Consider the following 24,304-nt stretch of genomic DNA (forward strand, 5'->3'; position numbering starts at 1 on the left):
TTGTTTCTGGATATGCCGCATGGCATAGACTCCGTGCTGGAGCGAAGAATTAGGTTCTTCGCTCCAGCATTTTTTATATGGTGGGGAACGGTTCAGCGAAACGACGCCCTATTGCGCACCGCCCTATGGTAGCCTGTAGAATTCACATAAGCGCCGAACGCGCAAACGCACAGATTATGCAGGCAGAAGGAATCCCCATGTCACATAAACCTTCTGACATTATTGATGAGGGTGTAGCAGAAGAACATGTTATGGCGAGCAAACCTGTGACGGTCGCGCCTCCAACATCTCCTCCAGTGTATCGGGGCGACTTTGAGTCGCGCGGCGAGCATAAGGATATTATTCCGAGGACCTTCTGGGTTGGTATTTGGGATACGGCTTTTTTCACGCTAGCAGGTATAGCCTCTGTGGTGCTTACCGTTCTGATCCTGCTTAATACCGTGGGACATTCTTGGTGGGGCATTCCGATTGCACTTTCGTTCTGGGCAGTCACCGCTTATTTGACGCTCCCCCGATTTCACGCGATCATGACGCGCATCTATGTTCCCGACTATTTTATTGGGCGCACCCGCACCCCGGATGGATTATTAGGCGACCCCGTCAATATCGGTATTATCGGCTCAGAAGAGCAAATTCACCAGGTGATGCAGGATGCTGGCTGGACTCGCGCGGATGAAGTCACTTTGGGTTCCAGCTGGAAGATTATTGTTTCGACAATTACCCGAAAATCCTATAGTGAAGCACCGGTATCTCCTCTCAAGATTTTTGGGCGAGTACAGTCTTTTGCGTATCAGCAGGAGGTTGACGGGAACCCGGAGAAACGCCATCATGTGCGGTTTTGGCGAACTCCGGATGGCTGGCTGCTTCCCGGTGGCCATCGTGTCGATTGGCTGGCGGCAGGAACCTATGATTCAGGGGTCGGCTTTAGCTTTTTCACCCTGCAGGTGACGCATCGGATCGATGCCGATACGGATTTTGAGCGTGATTATATTGTCGAGTCTATTCAGTATGCGCATCCGAGCACACGGGTAGATATTATCGAAGATTTTTCGACCGGTTACCACTCTCGAAACGGTGGTGGAGATACAATTCGTACGGACGGCGCGCTGCCTATTATCACGCTGAGCAATGAGGGCGTTAAAGACCCGCGCCAGGTTAAAGACCTAAACTTGGCGAGCGCTCATGACCTAGCTTATGAGATGCCTGCGGGTCTGCTGATAGCCTCTGTGATGATGATTATTTCAACTCTCTTAGAGCTTGCTAACGCGGTTCTGACTGTAATTAATCATCAGGAATTACGCAGCACGGTACTCAGAAGCGATGCGAGTGAAGAAGTTACGGCCTTGCTTGCCGGGGAGCAGGGGCAAACATTTTTGACGGTGCTGAGCGGTGTGCTTCTTGCGGTAACTCTTGTCTTCTCTCTCGTACACCTATTTCTGCTCTGGAGTACGCTCCGGGGCTCGTCGAAGGCTCGTCGTCTGGTTCTCTTGCTCCTTGCGGTGAGTTTTACAGTAACCGCTGGCGGTGTTATCTGGGGGCACCAGCATATGCCATTGAGCGCGCTTTTCTTCCAGCTTGGAGTCAGTGTTTTTGCCATGCTGGGTTTCACCTCGGATGCGGCGGTCAGCTATACGGCTGCACGCACATTCCATATGCGCGATATTCGTTTGCGGCATCGGGGTTCTCGGCGAAAGCAAACGAGTAGCTAATTCAAATACGCATAGCTGAGCCGTTACGCCCCTCCAGAGAAAGCGTAACGGCTCAGCTATAGTACATAGTAAATCTACTACCCGTCTTCGCCGTGGAAGATAGGTCCCACGGTACGACTGCGCTTGAGCTCAAAGAACCCGGGATACGATGCCATTGCTACGGCACCGTCAAAGACCTTACCGGCTTCTTCACCATGCGGTGCGGGCGAGAGCACGGGACCGAAGAAAGCTACATCGTTAATCGCAAGAAGCGGCACGCCAACATCATCGCCGACCTTATCAAGCGCATCTGCTGTCGAGGCGCGTAACTGCGTATCGTATTCGTCGGTGGTAGCGTACTGAATCAGGTCCGCAGGCAAATTCGCTTCTTTGAGAGCTTCCTCAATAGCAGGCAAAAATTTGTCTCCTTCAGAGATGTTCTTCTGATGGTGGATCTGCTCGCCCAGAGCATCGTAGAGAGCCTTCAAAACGTCGTCACCGTGGAGTTCGCGGGCGGCAGCCACTACACGGGCGGGGCCCCAGGTGTTGTCGATCATAGCGCGGTATCCAGGATCAAGTTCGCGTCCTTCGTTCAGAACAGCGAGTGAGAATGGGCGCCAATGCACCTGAATATCACGCACCTTCTGCACCTCGCCAATCCAGCGCGAGGTAATCCAACACCACGGGCAGGTAGGGTCGAACCAAAAATCAACGGTTGTTGTCACGAGGGTATTTCCTTTCATCATTGTATAAGCTCAAACCTCATCGAGACCTCCAATATTCCGCCAGGTTCTCACCTTTCACCTTGCACGAATAACCTACGCGGCCTTCTTCTTGGCGCGAGTACGAGCACTCTTAGAGGACTTTTCATCAGCCTCAAGAACGTATACGGGTTCAGCACCAGTGCGCACGGTATCTTCTGTGATTACCACGGAGGTAACGTCCTGACGGTCAGGAACCTCAAACATAATCGGTTGCAGAATACCCTCCATCATGGAGCGCAGCCCGCGTGCCCCGGTCTTACGGGTTTCTGCAAGCTCGGCGACCGCGTGCAAAGCATCATCTTCAAAGATAAGCTCAACGCCATCAAGCGCAAAGAGATGCTTATACTGCTTCAGCAAAGCATTTTTAGGCTTCGTAAGAATCTGTTCAAGCTCTTCGGTGGTGAGTTCTTTCAACGTAGAGATCACAGGCAAACGACCGATTAGCTCAGGGATGATACCGTAGTGGGTCAGATCTTCGGGCATGATCTGCGAAAGCGTCTGATCAGTATCCGGTGCGGCGGTCAGCTCGGCCCCAAAGCCTATACTGGTTCGATCGGTGCGGGCTAGGATCCTGTCTTCCAGCCCATCGAAAGCACCAGCGACAATAAAGAGAATATTTGAGGTTTCAATCTCAAGATTGGTATGTGCCGGATGTTTACGTCCGCCCTCTGGAGGAACCGTTGCCAGAGTACCTTCAATAATCTTCAAAAGCGCCTGCTGCACGCCTTCCCCCGAGACATCGCGGGTAATAGATAGGTTTTCTCCGCCTTTGCGGGCAATCTTATCGATTTCGTCAATATAGATAATGCCGTGCTGCGCCTTCTCGACATCACCGTCGGCGGCATTAATGAGTCGAAGCAGAATATTCTCGACATCGTCGCCAACGTACCCAGCTTCGGTGAGCGTAGTAGCGTCGACAATGGCGAAAGGAACATCAAGCTTCTTTGCAAGAGACTGCGCAAGATAAGTTTTTCCGCTGCCGGTGGGACCAATCATCAGAATATTAGATTTTCCCAGGTCTACGGATTCACCCGCAGTTGCCGAAAGGGTTCGGGAGTGAAGTACCGGATTGTTTAAGTCATGGATGCGCTTGTAGTGGTTATAGACCGCCACCGCCAAGGTGCGTTTTGCAGAATCTTGACCGATCACATAATCATGCAGATAGCTGTAAATCTCGCGAGGAGTGGAGAGTTTCTTGATCTTTTTGGTCTGCGGCTTCTTTGTTTTTTGCCGTTCCTCATGCAAAATCTCGTTGCATAGTGCAATACATTCATCGCAAATGGAGACATGCGGACCGATCACAATCTTGAAAACCTGGGTACGCGTCTTAGAACAGAATGAGCAACGCATACCCGGAGCAACAGTCTTCTTGTTTTCTTCCGTACCACCGGTGTTGTCGGTGTTAGCCACGCGCCCTCTCCTTTCTACGAGTGTTTGCAAGCTATCACAAGGTGCTTGTTACCAGGCTACCCTAGTTTTTCGCTGAGGTGTGAAGACAGGCTGTCACTGTGATGCGGCGTGTCGTATTCTATGTAATTTGACAATTATGACGCTGTGTAACTTGAGGTTTTATGTACTTTTTGGGGTATAACGTATAGGTGCCGCATCCTCAATTTTGAGGATGCGGCACCTAATAGTAATCGTATATACGTTTAGACAACAGAAAGGACTACACTCATATTTCTAATCGTGCGACGTAGCAGTATTGGTAGCAGGCTTGTTAAGTTTACGCGAATCCAGTACCTTATCCACTAAACCGTATTCTTGAGCGGCAGCAGCAGTTAGAATATTATCGCGCTCGATCGAACGGTCAACTTCCTCATAGGTCTTGCCGGAGTGCAGAGCCAGGGTTTGTGCAGTCCACTCACGCATACGCATAACTTCGTTCGCGTGAATCTCAAGGTCAGATGCCTGTCCGCCTTGCTGTCCGCTTAGGGCGGGCTGGTGAATAAGCACGCGAGCATTCGGAAGAGCCAAACGCTTACCCGGGGTTCCAGCAGCCAAAAGCACTGCCGCAGCCGATGCAGCCTGACCCAAGCATACGGTCTGAATCTCGGGGCGAATAAACTGCATGGTGTCATAGATGGCGGTCATTGCCGTAAAAGAACCACCGGGAGAGTTGATGTACAGGGTAATATCGCGGTCGGGGTCTTGGGCCTCAAGCACGAGAAGCTGAGCCATAATATCATCTGCCGAAGCGTCATCAACCTGGGTACCCAAGAAAATAATGCGATCCTCAAATAGCTTGGCGTACGGATCTTGACGCTTATAACCGTAGGGGGTACGTTCCTCAAAGCTGGGGAGCACGTAACGGTTCGAGGGCATCTGCGGTGCAGAATCTTGAGGTAGGTAGTTCATATGTGTATTTCCCCTCTTTACTTACCCTCGGCGGTCAGATTACCGCCAGTGGATAGTGCGATGTGATCGAAGAAGCCGTATTCCAAGCCCTCTTCAGCGGTAAACCAGTTATCACGGTCATTGTCTTTCAGAATGGTCTCAAGGCTTTTACCGGTACGTTCAGCCGTGATCTCTGCCAGACGTTTTTTCATATCTAAGATGAGTTCTGCTTGAGTACGGATGTCAGATGCGGTACCACCAATACCACCAAGCGGCTGGTGCATCAGGATTCGGGCATTGGGGGTCGCATAACGTTTGCCCATGGCACCTGCTGTCAGAAGGAACTGTCCCATAGATGCAGCCATACCGGTTACTACGGTCACCACGTCATTCGGAATGAGCTGCATTGTGTCGTAAATAGCCATGCCAGCGGTCACCGAGCCACCGGGAGAGTTAATGTACAGGTAAATATCTGCCTCGGGATCTTCAGCCGATAGCAACAACATCTGTGAACAAATTAAGTTTGCGTTTGAGTCCCTTACTTCAGACCCCAGCCAAATAATACGTTCCTTAAGCAGGCGATTATAGACGTAATCTTCCTGCCCTGTGACGGGGTTAGCAGCCATAGTCGGGGTGTTATTCCCAGATCCAACAGGCAGAGGCATGTAGCTAGACATCTTCCCTCTTCTTCTCGATGGGTTTCACGCGCTCCCTACCATACGGGCCCGTGAAAATATTCATTGCTACTACAATACCGGGTCATGGCTGTATTCGGGCGGAGTTTCGCCGTAGTTCGCCAAAGGGCGAACGTCACTCAGCCCTCAGCACATCATATCCATTTCCGCTGTTGGAGCGTGTGCCAAAACTTAACACAACAATGCGGGCGTGCACCGCAGGATTCTTTCCTGCGCATGCACGCCCGCATCCGTTATAGGTATCTGCGGAGAGAAGGACTACTTCTCGTCTTCTTCACCTTCAGAGAGGAACTTGGAAAGGTCTACAGCCTTACCCTTAGTGTCTTTGACGACAGCCTTCTTAAGAACTTCGCCTAGAGCCTTGGAGCGGCGTACCTCGCCCACAAGCATTCCGGCCTGGCCGGAACCGTCAAGCATCTGTGCGAACTGGTTCGGATCCATGCCGTACTGCGAGCTCATGGTGATGATGTAGTTGATCATCTCATTCTGGTTTACTTCAACTTCTTCAGCATCAGCAATAGCATCAAGCACCATCTCATTCTTAAAGGCGGTCTCGGTGTTCTCACGAACTTCCTGACGGTGCTCTTCGGTATCGTGGTCTTCACCGGCTTCGGGGTTGTTGAAGTGCTGCTCCAGCTGTTCTTCAATAACCTTTTCAGGTACGGGAACCTCAATCATCTCAATGAGCTTAGCCAGCACCTTATCGCGTGCCTGTGCGCCCTGCTCGGAGACCTTGGCCTCGGCAACCTGGTTCTTCATGTCTGCTTTAAGCTCATCAACAGTATCGAACTCAGAAGCAAGCTGCGCGAACTCATCGTCAACCTCAGGAAGCTCACGCTCCTTAACGGCGGAGAGTTTCACCTTAATGGTTGCGTCCTCCCCCGCGTGATCGCCGCCGGAAAGCGTGGTCTCGAAAGTTGCATCTTCGCCTGCAGACAGACCGATCAGGGCCTCATCAATACCGTCCACCATGGTGCCGGAACCGATCTGGTAAGACAGGTCGTTTGCTGCGTCAATTTCCTGACCATCGATTTCAGCGGTGATGTCAATGGTGACAAAATCATTCTTGGCTGCGGGACGCTCAACGTTCTTCAAGGTACCAAAACGCTCACGCAGAGCTTCGAGAGCCTGCTCTTCGTCTTCTGCAGTAACCTTGATTTCGTCAACCTCAACCTCGATACCCTCATAGTTGGGAAGCTCGATTTCAGGACGAACAGTCACGGTGATGTTCAGCTTCACGTCTGCTTCACGGTCGTTCACCGTGGGCTGGCTCTGCACATCAAGTTCGGGCTGCGCCAGCGGGGAGAGCTCATTCTCACCCAATGCCTGTGAGTAGAAGTCGTTCAAGGCGTCGTTCAGAGATGCTTCGACAATGTAGTCGTAACCTGTGCGCTGCTCAATGAGCTGCTTAGGCAGCTTGCCCTTACGGAACCCAGGAACGTTAATCTGCTGAGCCAGGTTCTTGTAGGTGCGGTCCAGGTAGGACTTGAACTCTGCGAAGGGAACCTCGACCTCGATCTTCGCGAGGGTCGGGTTGAGCTTCTCGACGGCGGTCTTCACGTCCGTGTTCTCCTCATATAGTCGAATGCGGCACAAGCCTGTGAACCGCAGTTGGTTACTGGAAAAGGGCGCCGCATATGCGACGCCCGCTTCACGTCGGGGCGACAGGATTCGAACCTGCGATCTCCTGCTCCCAAAGCAGGCGCGTTAGCCAAGCTACGCCACGCCCCGTGAAACGCGAATGCTTTTAGGCATTCGGTTTTTAAGTTTACCGTGTACAAGGATAAATGCCTAACATTCGAATGTCTAATTTAGAACACGAAAACCTTAAGTCTTTCTGAGGAATGATCTGAGTACGCCCATCTATCATGCATGCTGGCTTATTCAGATGCTTCTGCACGTCCCAGTCTCATCGGATTGCCGCGTTAAATAGGCTCCTTGTATTCAGGAATTTTTCTAATTCAATACCAGGATGGATACAATCGGCTCTTTGGTGAGAGATTAAAAACCTGTAAGAGATCCCCGTTTTGGCCTCTCAGGAAAAACACCCCAGCGCGAAAACACTAAGAGTTTTTATTCCCGAGAGGGGATGACGAGCTGAAGGGTACAAATTCCGAGCAAACGAGGCACCAAATCCGTGCCCGTCAGCGATTCCCGTCTCAGATCCTCGGAATAAGGAAAACGCCCCAGTGCGAAGCACCAAGGCGTTTTATATATACCGAGGGGATGACGGGAATCGAACCCGCGTCATCAGTTTGGAAGACTGAGGCTTTACCATTAAGCTACATCCCCGCAAGAACTAGATAAGATTACCTGCCTGTGCTGGAGACTGTCAAGTTCGGCGCGCATCGTTTGCGGGGATAGCAGCTAACGCTATTTCTGGCATCCAGGGCACCAATAGAGTTTACGGCCCGCTATTTCCTCCATACGAATGGTGGTGCCGCATCGGGGGCAGGGTTCTCCGTGGTGCTGATAAACGTAGTTAGCATGCTCAGGCCAAGCTTCGGTTTCATGGATTCCCGGGCGGTCTTTCTGCTCGGTGGTAATGATGCGACCGACGCGCACACCGATGGTGAGCAGATGTCTGTTATCTTCCCAGAGTCTACTCAGCTCATCATCGGTGAGAGTTTTACCGGGGCGAAGAGGATCTATTTCTTGGCGGTAAAGCGATTCAGCGCGAAAAATATTGCCAACGCCTGAGATAGCGGCCTGATCCATGAGGATCACACCGATAGGCCTTGAGCTTTTGCGGGCTGCGGCATAAAAACGTTCGGGATTTGCATCGGTGTTGAGCGGATCCGGTCCAAGTTTGGCGCGTACTTGGGCAACTTCGTCTGGGTTTAAGGTTCGGCAGATAGTGGGACCAACGAGGTCAGCCCAACCGTGTTCTGAAACGATGCGGCACCGGGTAGTGCCTTTCGGCGCGGGCGGTCCGGTATATCCTTCGGCTTCCCCCGCCGTATATTCTTTTTCGCCGATCTTCCGGGGTGCGCCTATGCTGGATGCACCCGTAAAGGTTTCGTCCCCTCCAAAGCTCCAGTTTCCATAAATGCCAAGGTGCACGTTGAGGGTCAGCTCATTGTTGAAAGGCACGAAGAGGTGCTTACCGTGCGCATATGCGTTGAGAATGCTGGCTCCGTCAAGAAGGGCTGCACCATCCGTATAACGCCCCTGTGGACTTGAGACTCGCACGCTCTCCCCCGTGAAAACATCGTTGAGTTGACGGGCGATACGATGTATTGAGTGTCCTTCGGGCATGGGGATTCTCCTGCGAGTGCGTTTCTGTGGTTGTATTTTGGTGCATGCGTCTGGAGCCTAAACTTTAGAAGCCGCACCTTTAATACGGTACACCGCATATCATTCGGATGGCGCGTTGGGGTGTTTCATATACCTATAAACTAAACGGCGAATGCAGCGGCATTTATTATTCCCCGATGTTTCGGGGTACGCTGCTGCCGCAAATTGTGGTTTACTAACCTACGCTGCTATACGTCGATATGCTTGCCTTCAATCCGACCGGTTCGCTCGTATTCGGCAACCTGACCGATGCGGCGGGCGTGACGTTCTTCGTTCGTCCACGGGGTAGAGAGGAAAACCTTGATAATCTCTAGCGCCTCTTCGTTGCTGTGCTGACGACCACCGACCGCAATGACCTGGGCATTATTGTGTTGGCGGGCAAGGGCGGCGGTATCGTGATTCCAGGCAAGGGCGGCGCGAATTCCTTCTACTTTATTAGCGGCAATCTGCTCACCATTGCCAGAACCGCCTAGGACGATGCCCAGCGAGTCAAACCCCTGCTCACGGTCTCGTTTAACGGCAAGAGCAGCGTTAACGCAGAAACTTGGGTAGTCGTCCAGCGGGTCGTACTCTTGGGGCCCGTGATCAATCATGTCGTATCCTGCGGCGGTGAGCTGTTCGATCAGGTATTGACTCGTCTCAAGACCTGCATGGTCGGTGGCGATATGTACGCGCAAGGGGTTCTCCTGGTGATATTCCGTGGCGCTCACAGCATGGATATTTACCTGTGCAGTGAGTGGTGGACTGGCTTCCCGAAATGTGCACGGCGATAGTCGTCTCTATTCTGGGTGCCCTCAGCTGTTGTGTCTCTATAACTGTAGCGAATTTAAACTTATTCCTGTAACCGGTATCGGGGCAATGGCAGGTACTATTTCGGCACATATTTTCTGCCCACACCTACCCTTACCATCGGCACGTATTTTGCGCATGTGATGAGTAATAATGTGCTCTCAGACGGGATGCGTTAGACTGTGGTACTAGGCACTTTTTGTCGGGGCACATACACATATCTGAGTTTGTTTGATGCCCATATTCTTGAACTTAGTTTTGCGCTGTTTCTCCTGGTAGGTCCGCTGCAAAACACTACAGGAAGATTTATAAACACATATCGAGAAAGGGAATCATGCCCGGTCTAAATTTAACCCGCGATGAGGCGATTGAGCGTGCGGGAATTATTAAGCGGGTTCACACCTACCGTGTTGATCTCGACCTTCGCACAGACAAAGATGTTTTCTCGTCGATTGTTGAGATTCGGTTCGATGCTGAGCCTGGCGCATCCACGTTTATTGACGCTATTACCTCTCAGGTAAATTCGATTGAATTAAACGGCGAGCGGCTTGATCCTGCTCTTGCCGATGGGGAGCGCATTACTCTGCCGAATCTTGCAGCGCAGAATGTTCTGAAGATCGATGCAGAGATGTTCTATACAAATACCGGTGAAGGTTTGCATCGTTTTGTGGACCCGGCAGACGGTGAAATTTATCTGTACTCACAGTTCGAGGTTCCGGATTCTCGCCGTGTTTTCCCTGTATTTGAGCAGCCAGATTTGAAGGCCGAGTTTGAGTTCAGCGTGCGTGTTCCTTCGCACTGGGTTGTGGTTTCTAACCAGCCCGAGGTGAAGATTGAGCCCAAGGACTGCGGCTGCGGTCGGGCACAAACGTGGTATTTCAAGCCTACCCCGCGTATGTCTTCGTACATTACAGCCATCGTGACGGGCCCATACGAGAAGGTTACGAGCGAACTGACGAATTCTGAGGGGCGTGTTATTCCGCTGGGTGTTTACGCGCGTAAATCGCTGATGCCTTATGTAGATGCGGACGATATTTTTGAGCTGACTCGCCAGGGTTTCGAGTTTTATGAGGAGCAGTTCAAGACACCGTATCCTTTCGAGAAGTACGATCAGCTCTTTGTCCCCGAATTCAATGCGGGTGCTATGGAAAACGCAGGGTGCGTAACCTATCTTGAAACCTATGTGTTCCGTTCCAAGGTTGCAGAGGCGCTGCGTGAGCGCCGCGCCATTACGATACTTCACGAGCTTGCGCATATGTGGTTTGGTGATTTGGTCACCATGAAGTGGTGGAATGACCTGTGGCTGAATGAGTCATTTGCTGAGTTTATGTCTACACTGGCTGCGGCTGAGAATACCCGCTACGCTCAAGAGGCTTGGGCTACGTTCTCTGCTTCGGAGAAGACCTGGGCGTATAGGCAGGATCAGCTCTCCTCAACCCATCCAATTGTGGCTGAGATTCGTGACCTTCATGATGTTCAGGTGAACTTTGACGGCATTACCTACGCGAAGGGCGCATCGGTGCTGCGGCAGATGGTGGCGTGGGTTGGCCAGGAAAACTTCATGGCGGCTTTGAAGAAGTATTTTGACAAGCACGCTTGGGGTAACACGGTTCTTGACGACCTGCTGGTCGAGCTGGAAGAGACTTCCGGCCGTGATGTACGCGCGTGGAGCGCCAAGTGGCTTGAAACCGCAGGGGTAAACACGCTTACGGTCGAGGTCGCCGATGATGCCGAGGGCAATATTACTTCTCTGGGTATCCGCCAATCCTATGCTGCCGGTTATGAGACGCTGCGCCCGCATCGCGCAGTTATCGGTTTCTACGATCTGACAGACGGAAAGCTGACTCGCACCGACCGCATTGAGCTGGATATTGACGGCGAACTGACCGAGATTGCCGAGGCTGTCGGCAAGAAACGCCCCGACCTGATTCTGCTCAATGATGAAGATTTGGCGTTTGCCAAGGTTCGCCTGGATGAGCGTTCTATTGATACTGCGGTGAAGCATCTGGGCGACATCGACTCGTCGGTAGCTCGCGGCGTGGTCTGGGGTTCCCTCTGGGATACCGTGCGTGACGCCCAGATGCCCGCACGGCAGTATGTGGAATTTGTGCTCAATAACATCGGCAAAGAGACCAATTCAACTGCACTGCGAACCCAGCTGGGTAACCTCTCCATCGCTCTGCGTTCCTTTGTTAACCCTGAGTTTAGGGATGAAACTCGTGAACGCGCCGCCGATCGCCTGTGGTCGTTGGCTTGCGCCGCTCAGCCGGATTCAGACTCACAGCTGCAGCTGGTTCAGGCGTTTGTGAATCAGACCCGAACCGAGGCGCAGTATGAGAATGTGCAGAGGCTTTTTGAAGGCGATATTGTGCTGGACGGCTTGGAGATTGACACCGATTTGCGGTGGACCCTGATCTGCCGCCTGGCGACGGGTGGTCGTGTGAGCGCCGCGCAGATCGATGCTGAGGCGGCGAACGATAACACGGCAACCGGTCAACAGTATGCGGCTCAGGCATATGCGTCTCAGCCGAGTGAACAGGTGAAAGCCGAGTACTGGAACAAGATTATGGTAACCGGCGAGCTGTCTAATATGATTCAGCGCTACGCCATTTTCGGTTTCAAATCGGGCGAGCCCGAGCTCATTGCGCCGTACATTGAACCGTATTTTGAGCTAATTGAGGGCATTTGGCGTTCGCGGTCACACGAGATTTCGATGCAGATTATTGGCGGCATGTACCCTTCGGAACCGACCGCCGAACTGTTGGAACGCACCGAAGCCTATTTAGCGTCTTTGCCTGAGGATGCGGCGGCGCTGCGACGGCAGATTGCGGAGGCGCGCGACGGCGTGGCTCGTGCCTTGAAGGTTCAGGCGGCTGATATTTAGGGTAATAATCCCCTAGCCTGCCCCCAACCTATATAAAAAGGTTCTTGATGTGAAACAAACCGCGAAAATTACGCTTATTTCACATCAAGAACCTTTTTTAGCGCCCATGGGTTACATTGAGCCAGGTGGGTCTTGAGAATTATTGTTTTTGAGCAACAGTTCTATCCGCTAAGATCCTTGAAATACCGAGCAACGGGCCAGCGAACAAATCCTTCGGACTCATAGAGCGCTCGGGCCGGTGCGTGCCCCGAATCGCCGCCGGTTTCGACCATCACCATGCGCATCCCAGCGTCTTTAACCTGCGCAGAGGCATGATCCATAAGCCGCTGCCCCACGCCGCGCCGCTGGTACTCGGGATCGACAGCAATCACATAAATCTCACCCATCTGATCCTCAGGATGGATACGCGTGCAAACCCAAGCGACCGGGCACTCACCCTCAAGCGCAATAGACACATTCTGAGGCTCCTGATCGATCACTTCCTCTAAATCGCTGAGCTGCCGCTGCCGCCACCCTTGAGGGTAGAACGCATCATAAACGAACTCGGGGACGTCGTTGTGCATCCGCGGAAAAACAGGGCCCCAAGCGCGAAGTGAAATATCCAGAAGAGCTTCCCGATATATAGGGCTATAAGAAACAATACGCATTGTTACAACCTATAAAAGCAACGTCTGAAATGCAATGCTGTCTTGAACTATGCCCGGTTCTGCATGGCGCGTGCGGCACGCTCGAAATAGTCCCACATGGTCGCATCAATCATCATCGGAAGATCGAGGGTGTCCATCGCCTGCCGCATATACTTCAGCCAGGTATCGCGTTCCTTCGCACCGATCGGGTACGGGTTATGCCGGATGCGCAAACGCGGGTGACCTCGCTGCTCCTGGTAGGTGCTAGGCCCACCAAAGTACTGAATCAGGAACATTTTCAGCCGCCGCGCCGATGCATCGAAATGGTCAGTATCGTTCGCTTCAATCTCGGCGGTCTGTTCCTCTGTGAGGTGCTCAGGCGGAAACGGGTCAAAATCCGGGTACATGGCGGAAAACTCGGGGTCGGCCTTCACGAGCGCATAGAACCTGCGGGTGAGCTTATCGAAGGTTTCCTCGCCACCCACCTGGTCGTAAATGCTGACCTGCTCACCCGGCTGGTTCGCAGAATAACTCATGCGAGCGCTCCCGAGCCCGAACGCACTAGCACATGCCCGCCGGGGGCAGCGATGCGCACCCAGCCGTCGGAACCAGTAGGGGCGGCATATATGGCGAGCTCACCGGTGAAGGTTTCGGGAAGGAATCCGAAGACTTGCAGGGCGAAGGCTGCGCCTGTAGGTATAGGGGTTCGGTCAAACTCCGGTAGGTGCTCAAGCACCATGGGAGATGACCAGATGCGGGTTCGCACGGTGGTGAGCACTGCGGCACCGGGGTTTTCGGGGAGTGCTTTTTCGACGGCGGCAAGTCCTTCACGGCTGGCGCGGCGGAACTCGTCGGCGTCAATAGTTCCTAGTTTTTCCCATCCTTGCAGGGGTGCGGCTTTCCCAGCCCATTCAGTGTGTACGGTGACGGGCGGCAGATACAGCACCATCTCGGATTCTTTAATACGCGCCAGGCGTTCGAGCAGGGCGGCTGAATCTACCACAATATCAAGGGTTGATGGCTTTGCGAGGTTGAGGGCTCGCATCCCCAGAATGGTGGGGGTGTTATCCAGCATGGTTTCGGGGGCAAGGGAACATGCGAAAACGGCGAGCACGCTCCCGCGGGCGGTAAGTCGTATTGCCGCTTGGGTATCGAGGGAACGTGCGCGTGAAATATAGGTGCTGAGGTCGGCAGCGGCGGCTATACCTTGCTGGTTGTTGGGGAAGATAAGGTAGGGTTCGTCGATGCCTTCGTGCGGATTGTATTTGAGGTCTATACGCCGGGTGTTGGTTGTGGCTGAGCGTGGAGGTTCTTGCGGTTCCGGTTCTGGCAGAGATGCCGCGTCGGGTGTGTGCAGGTCATCGGTCATGTTTTGCCTCTCGCTCGCATATTTTCTTCGATAAATCATCCTCAACTTTACCCCTTCGTGTCAGAATTAAAGAATGACGAAGCCCACCCCCACCCAGAACTTGATGACCATGCTGAACCTGGCCCCCGCTGAGTCGGTGGGCGGTGACGACGCTTTTACCGCTGTGACGCTAACACGCGAGACCCCGCGCACTTATGGCGGGCAGGTGCTCGCTCAGGCCATTATGGCGGCTGATAATACTGTTAGCGATAAGGTGTTGCATTCGATTCATGCATATTTTTTGCATCCCGGTGATATTACGAAAGAGCTTATTTTTACCTCACAACGGCTCAATAATGGGCGTTCTTTTGCGACTCGCCGGGTTCAGGCGCTTCAGGACGATATTCCCATTTTCTCTGCGATTGCATCATTCCAGAAGCCCGGTCGCGGCCCCGAGCATACGGCTGTTGAGATGCCGCAGGTTCCCGATCCTGAGGGGCTGCCGAGCGTGAGCGACTACATTGGCGAGGTGGCGCATCCGGTAGCGCAGGCTGTTGCATGGGAACGCCCAATTGATATTCGGTATGTGAGCCCGCACCTGTATACGGCCCCGGATTCAAGCTCGCAGGAACCGGTTGCCACGGTGTGGTTTAAGACTTTTGATTCCCTAGTTGATGCTTCGGGCGCCCCGGTTTCGGATGCGGTACATCGGGCAGCGATTGCGTATGCTTCGGATTATCTTCCCCTAGAACCAGCGCTGCGCAGGCACGGCAAGTTTTGGCTTGAGCAGGGCATGAAGTCGGCCTCTTTGGACCATGCGATGTGGTTTCATCGTGAGGCACGTGCGGATGAGTGGCTGCTGTATGTGATGGACTCCCCCACAGCGCAGGGTGGTCGGATGCTCGCTCGGGGATCGATTTTTACGCGCGAAGGTAAGTTGGTGGCGACTGTCGCGCAGGAGATGATGTTCCGTTTGCCGGAGTATAGGTAATTGAGACGTATCGGCCGTAGTCAATATAGGGCGCGGATCACTGTTTGGCAGCACTTGCGATACTGCGAGACAGGCAAAATAACGTCATAAATAGTGCGCATCTATTATCGAGACGCGGTGTGCCCTATGCTAAAACTAAAGCATTCATCAGGCATCCCTAACTATAAGCCATAAAACCAACGGAGGATTAGCGTGGCAGTTGTCAAGATTAATAAGCTCAGCGTGCAGGAAGGCATGGGCGAGGAGCTGGAGCGCCGGTTCAAGAACAATAACGAAAAGCTCAATGAAGTTCCTGGGTTCCTGAGCTTTGAACTGCTGCGCCCCACCAGTGGCGGTACCGAATATTTTGCGATGACTCATTGGCAGGATGAAGAGTCGTTCCGCAATTGGATTGCAAACCGGCATGTGGTGCGCGATAAGCCGGTGGTGAGCGCATCCGAAGGAATTCTCGGGTTTGATGTAGTCGATTTCGACGCTATCGATTAGTATCTACCTTTACTGCAAAGATGCCCCGTCTCATGGGTGATGAGACGGGGCATCTTCTCTCTTTAGCGAAAGTCACCTGTTCTCACAGGTGAGACCTTTTCTTTGTGATGCCCATGAATTTCGGGTAGTCCCCTCAATGAAAGTCACCTGTTCTCACAGGTGAGACTGCCGGGCTGATCGCGGTTATAGTAATCCGGCCAATACCCTCAATGAAAGTCACCTGTTCTCACAGGTGAGACAACACCCGCATCCGAAAGGGCATCCGCAACTTTGGTCCCTCAATGAAAGTCACCTGTTCTCACAGGTGAGACATTTTTACCGCGTGCACGGAGTTTTGTTCGCGCTTTGCCCTCAATGAAAGTCACCTGTTCTCACAGGTGAGAGTTACGCCACATGAGTTCCCGTAATAGCGCAGATGAAATATCGATATTTCCATGAACTACTACACTGTGGATTCTCTCTAGGGGGATATCGCCAAGCTGTTCACCTTTTGACTGAACAATCAGTCTACCCTGTTTTATTGTGGCACGTGAACCTTGAACAGTTAGGTGAGCAACCTGACTGTCTGGTTTTGAAGGCACAATTTTCTGAGTCGATGCACGCCCAAAATGTTCATCCGGCAAACAAACACTGACATGCGAACACCAGCTACACTTTGGAGAATCCTCTAACGGTTTTGGCGCATGTTCAGATTCAACGATCTTATGCGTCTGTTCTACATAGTCTCGTGCTAGGGCAAAATCGTCTTCAGAGAGCTCAACCGCAATAGTTTTGTTATGATCGGTAAAATGTACCGAAAATTCGCTAACACTTTCCCCTGACTCTTCCAAGCAGATCCCTTGGAGGGCAAGCTGAACGCGATTCGCTTCAGTGATTTGAGGGTTCTTTCGCACAGGAGTTGATTTATATTCAACTACCCGAAGCGTTCCATCTTCCTCAAGCTCTATAGCGTCGCATTTACCACTCAGTCCTAAAGAATCCGAACGAATAAGAACAGAACGACGTTGTCTGCTTCGTGATGTTTTGGGGTCATCCACATTTTTATGTGCCAAATACCCATGCTGCATCTGAGAGGTATCTGTTTTCTCACCATTTGCTTCTAGCCATGCCCGGCGAGGACAGTACACTGTTTGAGCTACTAGGGAGATAGGTAAATAGCTCTCGTTTGTGGAGATCACAGTGGCACCAGTTTCCCTTCTTGGATATACCTATAAGCGTTTGATGCAGTTTTCACAGTTTTAACTGGGAACCTTACAACTGCATCCATGCCATGAGCTTTAAGCTGCTCCCTAGATCCATATGCTTTAAGGATTTCCCTAGTATCAGATACGCCTGTTTCAGATTCCTCATGGCATACGTAATTTACAATATCTGCGAATGTGTGACTGCGAAGAACAGTCCGCAGTCTAGCTGGTTTTATATTTTCGATACTTAAGGGAAGCACTAGATTCTCTGGAGCAACATCGTTAGAAGGCCATGCCCCAGGAGTAATACTTAAATGGTTTGCCATATGTATAACTGGAAACCATGACATCCCAGTCATGGCTAAGAGAGCCAGGCTGACATCAGTCTTTCGTGGAGTGGTAAATCCAGTTGCGGTTAATAGTTTCTCACCTCCTATAGGATCGTTTATCTCAGTTCCAATAATCCCATTAGTGATTTTTTCAGTGGACCATGTGACTACTTCTTCGCACATACGACGAAGACGATATCGTACAAATTCCCTGCCGCCTCCGCGATCCGCCATTTCCCAGCGAGATGCACCTAAACGCTGGTATTCTTTTGGTATTTTTTTATTTTTTTCAGGAAACCAATAAGAGGCTTCTCCTAATGATGAGATCCAACAAAGAGAAAGATAATCTTTTTCCTGAGTGAGTTTATCAATCATATCTTGCCGGATTTTTTGATGTCTCTTCCAATCTAAAGGAGATGAAATTTCGCCGACTCGTGGAGAAAATGGAGATACATTCATAGTTCCATAAGTATTGTTTATCTGACCCCAGCTCTCCGGTTCGCATAACTGTTTTGCCAACTCATGAATATAGCCAGCGAGCGTATATGCGTCTGCACCTTCTACGGTTAGCTGCGCTTTGGGTACCGCTTCGCGAGTCCATCCAAGAGTTACCCCTTGAGGATGGTGCTGTTCAGCCAATGAGGCTAAACCGTATTGGGCAAAATGGGTGAGCGCTGACGTGTAGTCACCCGCGAGTGTAATCGTAGACATCAGTGTCCTTCCCGTGAAATTTGAGCATCAGCGGCACGTTCTAGCGCCTCTAGATAAGCGGTAGCATAGGGGCCGTATTCCCTATCAGTGGTTTCCATAATTTCGTCCCAACGCCCAGTTAGAAAAAGCTCATGCGCCTGCTGCTGAAGCGTGTCTTGGTAGGAATGAACCGCACACTCCCCTAAGAGCGTTTGGTCGGTGTGCTGGAACGAGTTTCTACCGTGCCCGTGGCTGCACCCGATAATCCTCAACGCAAGATCTGAACATTCCAGTTCCCCTGCAGCTCGGCTGGTCGCTACCAGAGCAACAGACATCTGTTCGTGCCGCCATCCAGCGGGCATACCGCTGCGTTGGCGGGATACCCAGATCTCTTGGCGGGTTCGAACCGCACTTTTTGCAAGTGGCTTATCAGATTGTGCCCCACCCAGCATAGTTTGGAACCTGGAATCTGCTTTACCATCATCATGGTGCTCAGCTGCAAAGATAATATCCTGGGTGAATTCTTCCCGAAGTTCCACAGATTCGGCGATCTTTTTCGTTCGTTCAGCGACATCATGTTGATGATCTTCCAGATAGACCGCTCCTTGTGAGGGAGTCCATTCTTGTCGAACGTCAGAGTCATCATCTGTAGTATCTGTTTGCACCACGGCGTACCATGCGATTACGTCACTAGTACGGGGGTCAGTGTGAATAGAGCTAGACAGTACAACTTCTCCTGTTTCTCCTATTTCAGACTGCCAAAGTTCTGTAGCTTCGTCTGGAGTTAAACCGCAGAACTTTTTGAAGAATCCATGTTCATCATGCTCTATGTCATTATCAAAAATAAAGAACTTAATTCCCTCTGGAACAACAGCAGATGGCGCTTCAGAATCTTGAGCTTTGCCTAACTCCATGGCTACATCCTGGGTAGTGAAGACAAGGCCCTTGTCTATCACGAGCACATCGCCCGGTCGAAGGCGCATATCAGGAGAACAAATTTCGAGTTCACCTGCTCTGTACACGAAAGCTCTCCGTCGGATATTTGGGTTTTCCTTCTCTTGTTTTCTCCGTTCTTCATTCCCCAAGACGAGTTCTTTATACATATTCGTGAGAATCTTAATATTGGCAGGAAAGACTTCTTCGTTTACCGGTGGAAATGCTTTTAGAAGCTCCAGCGCTTCGGAATCATTTAATGGTAAATGTTCACGGACAACTACACCGCCCAACTCGATTTGCTCTTCTAAAGAATCGTGCAGCCACAGGTCGAAATCGGGTTCAGCATATGGTGTTTCAGAACTACGGGCAAACTCAAGAATATCTGCTAGTTCCGGGCGCTGGTACAGCAGTCTCTGAGGTGCCGTTGCTGGCGGAGTACAAGTCAGCATGGTTCCAGGGTTTACATCTTCAAACGCTGATAGATCATTCAGCCAGTTATAAGCATTACGCAAATCTTCGGCCTTATAAGGTAACACAACAGGATCTTTAATCTTGTCAGGACTTTCAGGCTCTAAAACAATTATCTGGGATTCACTTCGTTTACCCAGTCGATTAACGCGCCCAAAACGCTGCGCCAAAGATGAAGCGGGAGCAAGTTCCGTGACAAGCGAGGAGAAATCTAAGTCAATACCGACTTCAAGAGTCTGTGTAGCCACCACGACATCAATAGTAGAGTCACCTTTGCACGTAAACAGATTAGGATGGTCATCCCGCAGTTTTTTCATATCAAACGGTCGCATGCGCCCCACAATAAGTTTGACGCTAAGATTCTCTTTCTTCAGCGTATCCGCAACCTTAACGGCAGTCCCAACATGGTTAACAATGCACCCTACAGTCTTGCTTTGTCCCGCGTTATTAGGCTCCAGCTTCTTACAAAGACCTAGTACCTCGTCAACAGCACTATTAATGACAGCGGTGTTTTCAGCTTTACCATTCCATTTATCAAGAGGTATACGAGTCAGCCGTTTGATTGAGTTTATACGTCGTAAAAGTTCAGCATCATGAGGAGAATCCAGCTGTGAAACGTCAACGCCGATTTGGTTTTGGTTTTCTTCAAGTTCAGACGGTGTTGCGGTTGTTTCAACAACTTGAAGCGTGGGTACTCCTACATCAGCCCCATATTTTTGTAGCTGCGCAATTCGACGTGCCGTTACTAGAAGCTGCTGGTTCAGATGAGCCTCATCAAGAACCATGACTGAATCCATAGATACAACAGCGGTTTCCCGTGGACGTGCGCCCTTACTGCTGCCGTACCCACGGAATAACAAACGAGAACCCCACATATCCGGAGTAGCCGCGATAATAGCGCACGCCGATATCTCATTAACGGGAAGCGAACGGTTACTCAGCTCACCACGAATATGCCCGATTTCAAAGGGACGTACATCGTCATGAACTTGGAACGATAACAAGGCTTGAGCAACACGATAAATAATTTCCTCACGAGACGTTAGAGGCTCCTCTTTGTCAAGGATCACCGTCATCTGACGCAGTATCTCCCGTGCCCGGTCAGCTTGGCTATCTACCAACGCGCGACGACCCACCACCACGTTTAAGCGTCGAGGCACACGAGGACCTGTACCACAAGCAAATAAAGCATTCACGAAAAGATGAACGTCTACAACAGATGATTTACCTGCACCTGTGGGGGCCACAATCCTATCGGGCCATGAACCGGTTTCAACAATATGGGCTACAAGCTCTTGTTGCCAGGTGAAGGGCGCATAGCCTCCATTAAGGGCCGCAAAGAATTCAGAAAAATCTCTGCGCTGAATCCCTAAATTACTGGTCATTTTTGCGTTCCTTATATGCTTGTTGTAAATAGATAAATTCTTCTTCCGGCACGTCATAGGGAACTAAAAGCCCTGCACCAAGATGCCTTGATTGCCCAAGCGCAATAATGGTGCGATCATTAGTCAAATTCCCTAGAGACAACACGCCGCGCCAAGGCTGAGGCATAACGTTCTGCGGTACTTTATGCACATATGCTGTAGGGCGTGTATGTATAGTTCGAGCATGATAAACCTGTGCGTCGCTTTGCTCCTCCACCTGGTTACGAAGTTCAAGGTAGCGCTGTTCACCCCTGGCAGCTGTGTTAAATTTATCCCGCCAAACATATGCGATTGATAGCAAACCAGAATCTGCCAAAGTCCAACGAGCGCCGCCATCTTTCTTTTTAACGGGACGGGTTTCTGGCACAATTGCGGTGAGAGGCTTCCAAAGACGCCTATAACCAGGCTGAACAGCAGGCCAGAATTCATGCGCATTAACTACTTGCCCACCAAAATATAATTTACGCTTACCAAAAGTACGGCCCCACAAATACGGAACAGCATTTAAACTACGACCAAGCTGTATGAGGTCTTCCGGTGAGGTATTTTCCGGAACCATAATAGCTATCACAGAATTTTTAATACCTAAATGCTGAATATAGTGCGCAGGGATATAGTGGAAAGCAAGCCTATTAGCAGGTACCTCCGCTCCCCTAGGATATTTTCCGGTGAAGAAGCTAGAGGCCCCATACCCTATACCGGCAATAATCGCGCGATGAAGAGCAACACAAAGAGCAACATGTTCTTCTGGGGAAAGTTCTTCACCTTCTATTTCAAGGAGGACAACTCGGCTCCAAGGAACCTCAGGGTATTCAGGCTCGGGAGTTGAATACATAACTTGAGTCAAGCACTCGTACGTTACAAGTTTATTCTCGCGATAGGTCTCTATCAAGGCATCAGTTCGCCCTGGTGCAGGAATACGCAGCATCGTCCCAACTGCTTCTAAAGGATTACCTTGGAGATCAAGAATCAGGTTTGGGCTAACGTCACCTGATCCAAGAACTGTAACACTTGTGGATTCACCTAAGTAGGGTACGTCATCGCATAATTGCTCTAACGTATTGGCAATATCATCAGGTACTTGTTTCCAATACCAACCTATATTTCCTCCTAGTGCAGTACCATCAGAAATTTGCCCTTCCTTAGGACGAGAACTTACAGTTATATTAGTTGTATTTCTATACGTAAAACGAATAGAACCTTTATGAACTGGATGGCTCTCTGGTATCTCAATTCCATCTGGCGGGTTCTCCTCTAACCATTTGAGGGCTTTAAGAGAAGCGTTACTAGGTTCTAGTTCTCCTTTTTCATTAGTAACAGCAAGGCTGCCCTGTGCTGCTGAACTTACTAAAGCAGCATGTAGACGGACCGGTTCAGGAAAAGTATCTGCGTTACCATCTTGTTTATGTCCTGTATATACTCCAAGAGGAAATCGAGCAATAATTCCAAGTTCCTGCATTCTATTTCTTCTTTACTTCTTCGTATGCAGCAGCTTTAAGGTCATCATTGCCAGATACCTTAAGAATTTGACCGTTCCAATCAACTACTCCCAGCTTTTTTGCCTCGGTTATTGCTTCCGTAAGTATGTCGTCAGCGACACCAGTCGTAATAGGGTTGAGATCACGCTTATGCCCATACCGTGCATCTAATGTAACAAGTGGATAATTTGCTTCCACGAGATCACAGTTAGCACGAAGGTATAGTTCATTCTCAGCTCGCGATATGGATACGAGGCCAAGTGCAGCAAGAAGCGCCCGTCCAACGATATTTTTCTCGTTATCGCTGCCAAAACGAAGCTGACGTAGAGTAGCAAAGCTTAATACCCATGAGCGAATTATTTTGCTACAAGAAACCCCGCCCAAGTTATCATTATCAAGCGTAGGCGGGAGCCCTCCAAGACCATCTGTGGATGGTTTCCTTTCAACTTTGCCCACTTTAATTCCCATAGCTATGGGATCTATACGGGCACCACCACGATGAGATATTTGTTCTTTACCATCATGCTCTTGATCTGCGAGAACGCCAATAATCTCACCCACGAGCGCACTCCGAAGACGTAGCTGACGAACCTTACGGTGAGCATCCCAAGCACCGAAAAGAGCTGACGCGGGTGTGGTACTAAGTATCGCGCTTAGGTCAGCAGGAGTAGCATTACGAAGAGCACGGTAGGATTCGTGTTCTGTCGCTAAAACACCTTCAATAGTTCCAAAGCGTATGTGCCCGTCAGCAAAACGGTGAGGAAGTTCTAAGTCTGTAAAAGAAAGTGTGCCTTCTTCATCTCCCCCATACACGTTCCCTGCATCATAACTAACCTCAATGCGCGGAATGTTTGCTAATGGTTGGGCGTTTGCACGGATATCTTGCATAATAGCAGCTTCAGCACGGTTCAGCTGTGATTGCTTACTATCAATGAGTACCACCCGGGCAGCTTTACCATCAATAAATCGGGTCTCGAAGGCGAATACTGGCTTTGAGTCCTCAATAAATTTAGCTGGAGCGATCGATGCATGTTCTCCTGCAGCAGGTTTAAGCTCTGTTACCGAAACCAAGGTTGAGGCACCACCAGCGGCACATGCTTCCTTCAAATCTTCGAAGCTGATATTAGCTTTATCCGAAATTGACACGGAATTCTCCTAACCTAATGTAGAACGCTATTGTTCTACTTATATTGCTTGTGTTTACGATAAAGTCTGAAAGGCTTTATACGCAGCGCACGAAATGCTTTTGAGAGAAGTGGGTTTTGAGGTGAGTTTCAAATGTAAACCAACAACTCTGTACTTTTTATAGTATCAGTATTTATGAAGCTATGCTTTATGTTTCGTCATATCTCTCTTCCTACATATTTCTCGTGTTAAGCCTGGGTTCTGAGCACCTCGGAACCATCTTAGGTATCAACAATGAAAGTCACCTGTTCTCACAGGTGAGACACGGGCCCGCCATGACGTGAAGACCCGCATGCTCAACGTCCCTCAATGAAAGTCACCTACTTTCATGGGTGAGACGTAAACCCTGCGGCAGTTACGCCGTTAAAGGAACTGTGCCCTCAATGAAAGTCACCCATTCTCATGGGTGAGACAATCGTAATCGTGGTATCACGACGTTGTCGAATACGCACCCTCAATGAAAGTCACCCATTCTCATGGGTGAGACCCTTACGACATTAGTAGCATCTGCCCGTCTGAATTCGCCCCTCAATGAAAGTCACCCATTCTCATGGGTGAGACGCCGCGAACTTAGTGTTCAGCCCGTAAGGTTCCTGCTCTCCCTCAATGAAAGTCACCCATTCTCATGGGTGAGACGCAAGACCTCCTTGATACATCTCTATTGGCTACTGCCCCTCAATGAAAGTCACCCATTCTCATGGGTGA

Annotated in this window: 19 protein-coding genes, 2 tRNA genes and 1 CRISPR repeat array (1 of these 22 cut by a window edge); of the genes, 4 read left to right on the forward strand and 17 right to left on the reverse strand. The window is 50.6% G+C overall.

From position 1 onward, the window contains the following. Window positions 1–251 precede the first annotated feature (251 nt). Complete coding sequence (locus tag HMPREF0733_RS10020) at window positions 252–1,709, forward strand: LssY C-terminal domain-containing protein (protein ID WP_244864894.1); 1,458 nt, start codon at window positions 252–254, stop codon at window positions 1,707–1,709. A gap of 77 nt (window positions 1,710–1,786) precedes the next feature. Here HMPREF0733_RS10020 and HMPREF0733_RS10025 read toward each other — a convergent pair whose 3' ends face one another. The 9 genes from HMPREF0733_RS10025 to HMPREF0733_RS10065 form a co-directional block, all read right to left on the reverse strand. Then, window positions 1,787–2,434 (reverse strand): mycothiol-dependent nitroreductase Rv2466c family protein, encoded by a 648-nt coding sequence (locus HMPREF0733_RS10025; RefSeq protein ID WP_013399206.1) that lies wholly within the window; start codon window positions 2,432–2,434, stop codon window positions 1,787–1,789. Between the two features lie 72 nt (window positions 2,435–2,506). Continuing rightward, window positions 2,507–3,802 carry an ATP-dependent Clp protease ATP-binding subunit ClpX gene (clpX, locus tag HMPREF0733_RS10030; RefSeq protein WP_041322136.1) on the reverse strand — a complete coding sequence of 432 codons (1,296 nt, stop codon included), beginning with the start codon at window positions 3,800–3,802 and terminating at the stop codon, window positions 2,507–2,509. A gap of 333 nt (window positions 3,803–4,135) precedes the next feature. Then, the gene (locus tag HMPREF0733_RS10035) at window positions 4,136–4,810 is read right to left on the reverse strand and encodes an ATP-dependent Clp protease proteolytic subunit (protein WP_013399208.1); all 675 of its coding nucleotides are present in this window, start codon (window positions 4,808–4,810) and stop codon (window positions 4,136–4,138) included. A 17-nt stretch (window positions 4,811–4,827) separates the two neighbouring features. Further along, on the reverse strand, window positions 4,828–5,466 hold the full coding sequence (locus HMPREF0733_RS10040) for an ATP-dependent Clp protease proteolytic subunit (RefSeq protein ID WP_041321804.1): 639 nt from the start codon (window positions 5,464–5,466) through the stop codon (window positions 4,828–4,830). A 276-nt stretch (window positions 5,467–5,742) separates the two neighbouring features. Next, the gene (gene tig / locus HMPREF0733_RS10045; protein WP_041321805.1) at window positions 5,743–7,044 is read right to left on the reverse strand and encodes a trigger factor; all 1,302 of its coding nucleotides are present in this window, start codon (window positions 7,042–7,044) and stop codon (window positions 5,743–5,745) included. 96 nt (window positions 7,045–7,140) lie between these two features. Next, window positions 7,141–7,215, reverse strand: a tRNA-Pro gene (locus HMPREF0733_RS10050). Window positions 7,216–7,705: 490 nt separating this feature from the next. Beyond that, window positions 7,706–7,776, reverse strand: a tRNA-Gly gene (locus HMPREF0733_RS10055). Between the two features lie 81 nt (window positions 7,777–7,857). Further along, entirely contained in the window at window positions 7,858–8,742 is an 885-nt protein-coding gene (locus tag HMPREF0733_RS10060; protein ID WP_013399211.1) for an Fpg/Nei family DNA glycosylase, read from the reverse strand. Between the two features lie 227 nt (window positions 8,743–8,969). Then, window positions 8,970–9,458 (reverse strand): ribose-5-phosphate isomerase, encoded by a 489-nt coding sequence (locus HMPREF0733_RS10065; RefSeq protein ID WP_041322138.1) that lies wholly within the window; start codon window positions 9,456–9,458, stop codon window positions 8,970–8,972. A 446-nt stretch (window positions 9,459–9,904) separates the two neighbouring features. Between HMPREF0733_RS10065 and pepN the strand changes: the two genes are divergently transcribed. Next, a complete protein-coding gene (pepN, locus tag HMPREF0733_RS10070) occupies window positions 9,905–12,454 on the forward strand; it encodes an aminopeptidase N (protein ID WP_013399214.1) in 2,550 nt (849 codons plus the stop codon). Window positions 12,455–12,615: 161 nt separating this feature from the next. Here the strand turns inward: pepN and HMPREF0733_RS10075 are convergent, their stop codons facing one another. The 3 genes from HMPREF0733_RS10075 to HMPREF0733_RS10085 are packed head-to-tail and all read right to left on the reverse strand — an operon-like array spanning window position 12,616 to window position 14,488. Continuing rightward, a complete protein-coding gene (locus HMPREF0733_RS10075; RefSeq protein WP_013399215.1) occupies window positions 12,616–13,101 on the reverse strand; it encodes a GNAT family N-acetyltransferase in 486 nt (161 codons plus the stop codon). Window positions 13,102–13,148: 47 nt separating this feature from the next. Next, complete coding sequence (locus HMPREF0733_RS10080) at window positions 13,149–13,616, reverse strand: globin domain-containing protein (RefSeq protein WP_013399216.1); 468 nt, start codon at window positions 13,614–13,616, stop codon at window positions 13,149–13,151. Beyond that, window positions 13,613–14,488: a DUF8185 domain-containing protein gene (locus tag HMPREF0733_RS10085; RefSeq protein WP_013399217.1), complete on the reverse strand. Its 876-nt coding sequence runs from the start codon at window positions 14,486–14,488 to the stop codon at window positions 13,613–13,615. The genes HMPREF0733_RS10080 and HMPREF0733_RS10085 overlap by 4 nt, the downstream gene beginning before the upstream one ends. Window positions 14,489–14,522: 34 nt before the next feature. Here HMPREF0733_RS10085 and HMPREF0733_RS10090 point away from each other — a divergent pair, with 34 nt between their 5' ends. Beyond that, entirely contained in the window at window positions 14,523–15,419 is an 897-nt protein-coding gene (locus HMPREF0733_RS10090; RefSeq protein ID WP_013399218.1) for an acyl-CoA thioesterase, read from the forward strand. 192 nt (window positions 15,420–15,611) lie between these two features. Beyond that, window positions 15,612–15,905, forward strand: coding sequence for an antibiotic biosynthesis monooxygenase family protein (locus HMPREF0733_RS10095; protein WP_013399219.1), 294 nt, complete (start codon window positions 15,612–15,614; stop codon window positions 15,903–15,905). Between the two features lie 371 nt (window positions 15,906–16,276). Here the strand turns inward: HMPREF0733_RS10095 and cas4 are convergent, their stop codons facing one another. From cas4 to cas7g, 5 genes are read right to left on the reverse strand one after another with little or no spacing between them, the layout of a single operon-like run. Further along, a complete protein-coding gene (cas4, locus tag HMPREF0733_RS11565; RefSeq protein ID WP_013399220.1) occupies window positions 16,277–17,083 on the reverse strand; it encodes a CRISPR-associated protein Cas4 in 807 nt (268 codons plus the stop codon). Further along, window positions 17,080–18,129, reverse strand: a complete 1,050-nt coding sequence (locus HMPREF0733_RS10100; RefSeq protein WP_013399221.1) for a hypothetical protein — start codon at window positions 18,127–18,129, stop codon at window positions 17,080–17,082. Before HMPREF0733_RS10100 ends, cas4 begins: the two co-directional genes overlap by 4 nt. Continuing rightward, window positions 18,129–20,897: a type I-G CRISPR-associated helicase/endonuclease Cas3g gene (gene cas3g, locus HMPREF0733_RS10105; RefSeq protein ID WP_013399222.1), complete on the reverse strand. Its 2,769-nt coding sequence runs from the start codon at window positions 20,895–20,897 to the stop codon at window positions 18,129–18,131. Before cas3g ends, HMPREF0733_RS10100 begins: the two co-directional genes overlap by 1 nt. Continuing rightward, window positions 20,887–22,395: a type I-G CRISPR-associated protein Csb2 gene (gene csb2 / locus HMPREF0733_RS10110; RefSeq protein ID WP_013399223.1), complete on the reverse strand. Its 1,509-nt coding sequence runs from the start codon at window positions 22,393–22,395 to the stop codon at window positions 20,887–20,889. Before csb2 ends, cas3g begins: the two co-directional genes overlap by 11 nt. A 1-nt stretch (window position 22,396) precedes the next feature. After that, entirely contained in the window at window positions 22,397–23,560 is a 1,164-nt protein-coding gene (gene cas7g / locus HMPREF0733_RS10115; RefSeq protein ID WP_013399224.1) for a type I-G CRISPR-associated RAMP protein Csb1/Cas7g, read from the reverse strand. Between the two features lie 267 nt (window positions 23,561–23,827). Further along, a CRISPR array of direct repeats spans window positions 23,828–24,304; the repeat unit is 36 nt; unit sequence CCCTCAATGAAAGTCACCCATTCTCATGGGTGAGAC; it runs 731 nt beyond the window's last position.

It is taken from the genome of Rothia dentocariosa ATCC 17931 (genome assembly GCF_000164695.2).
In the GTDB taxonomy this organism is placed as follows: Bacteria; Actinomycetota; Actinomycetes; order Actinomycetales; family Micrococcaceae; genus Rothia; species Rothia dentocariosa.

Bases quoted from the DNA above. Each gene is read 5' to 3' on its own strand.
- HMPREF0733_RS10020 (WP_244864894.1), top strand. From the start codon at position 252: ATGGCGAGCAAACCTGTGACGGTCGCGCCTCCAACATCTCCTCCAGTG.
- HMPREF0733_RS10025 (WP_013399206.1), bottom strand. From the start codon at position 2,434: ATGATGAAAGGAAATACCCTCGTGACAACAACCGTTGATTTTTGGTTC.
- clpX (WP_041322136.1), bottom strand. From the start codon at position 3,802: ATGCGTTGCTCATTCTGTTCTAAGACGCGTACCCAGGTTTTCAAGATT.
- HMPREF0733_RS10035 (WP_013399208.1), bottom strand. From the start codon at position 4,810: ATGAACTACCTACCTCAAGATTCTGCACCGCAGATGCCCTCGAACCGT.
- HMPREF0733_RS10040 (WP_041321804.1), bottom strand. From the start codon at position 5,466: ATGTCTAGCTACATGCCTCTGCCTGTTGGATCTGGGAATAACACCCCG.
- HMPREF0733_RS10060 (WP_013399211.1), bottom strand. From the start codon at position 8,742: ATGCCCGAAGGACACTCAATACATCGTATCGCCCGTCAACTCAACGAT.
- pepN (WP_013399214.1), top strand. From the start codon at position 9,905: ATGCCCGGTCTAAATTTAACCCGCGATGAGGCGATTGAGCGTGCGGGA.
- HMPREF0733_RS10075 (WP_013399215.1), bottom strand. From the start codon at position 13,101: ATGCGTATTGTTTCTTATAGCCCTATATATCGGGAAGCTCTTCTGGAT.
- HMPREF0733_RS10080 (WP_013399216.1), bottom strand. From the start codon at position 13,616: ATGAGTTATTCTGCGAACCAGCCGGGTGAGCAGGTCAGCATTTACGAC.
- HMPREF0733_RS10085 (WP_013399217.1), bottom strand. From the start codon at position 14,488: ATGATTTATCGAAGAAAATATGCGAGCGAGAGGCAAAACATGACCGAT.
- HMPREF0733_RS10090 (WP_013399218.1), top strand. From the start codon at position 14,523: ATGACGAAGCCCACCCCCACCCAGAACTTGATGACCATGCTGAACCTG.
- HMPREF0733_RS10100 (WP_013399221.1), bottom strand. From the start codon at position 18,129: ATGTCTACGATTACACTCGCGGGTGACTACACGTCAGCGCTCACCCAT.
- cas3g (WP_013399222.1), bottom strand. From the start codon at position 20,897: ATGACCAGTAATTTAGGGATTCAGCGCAGAGATTTTTCTGAATTCTTT.
- csb2 (WP_013399223.1), bottom strand. From the start codon at position 22,395: ATGCAGGAACTTGGAATTATTGCTCGATTTCCTCTTGGAGTATATACA.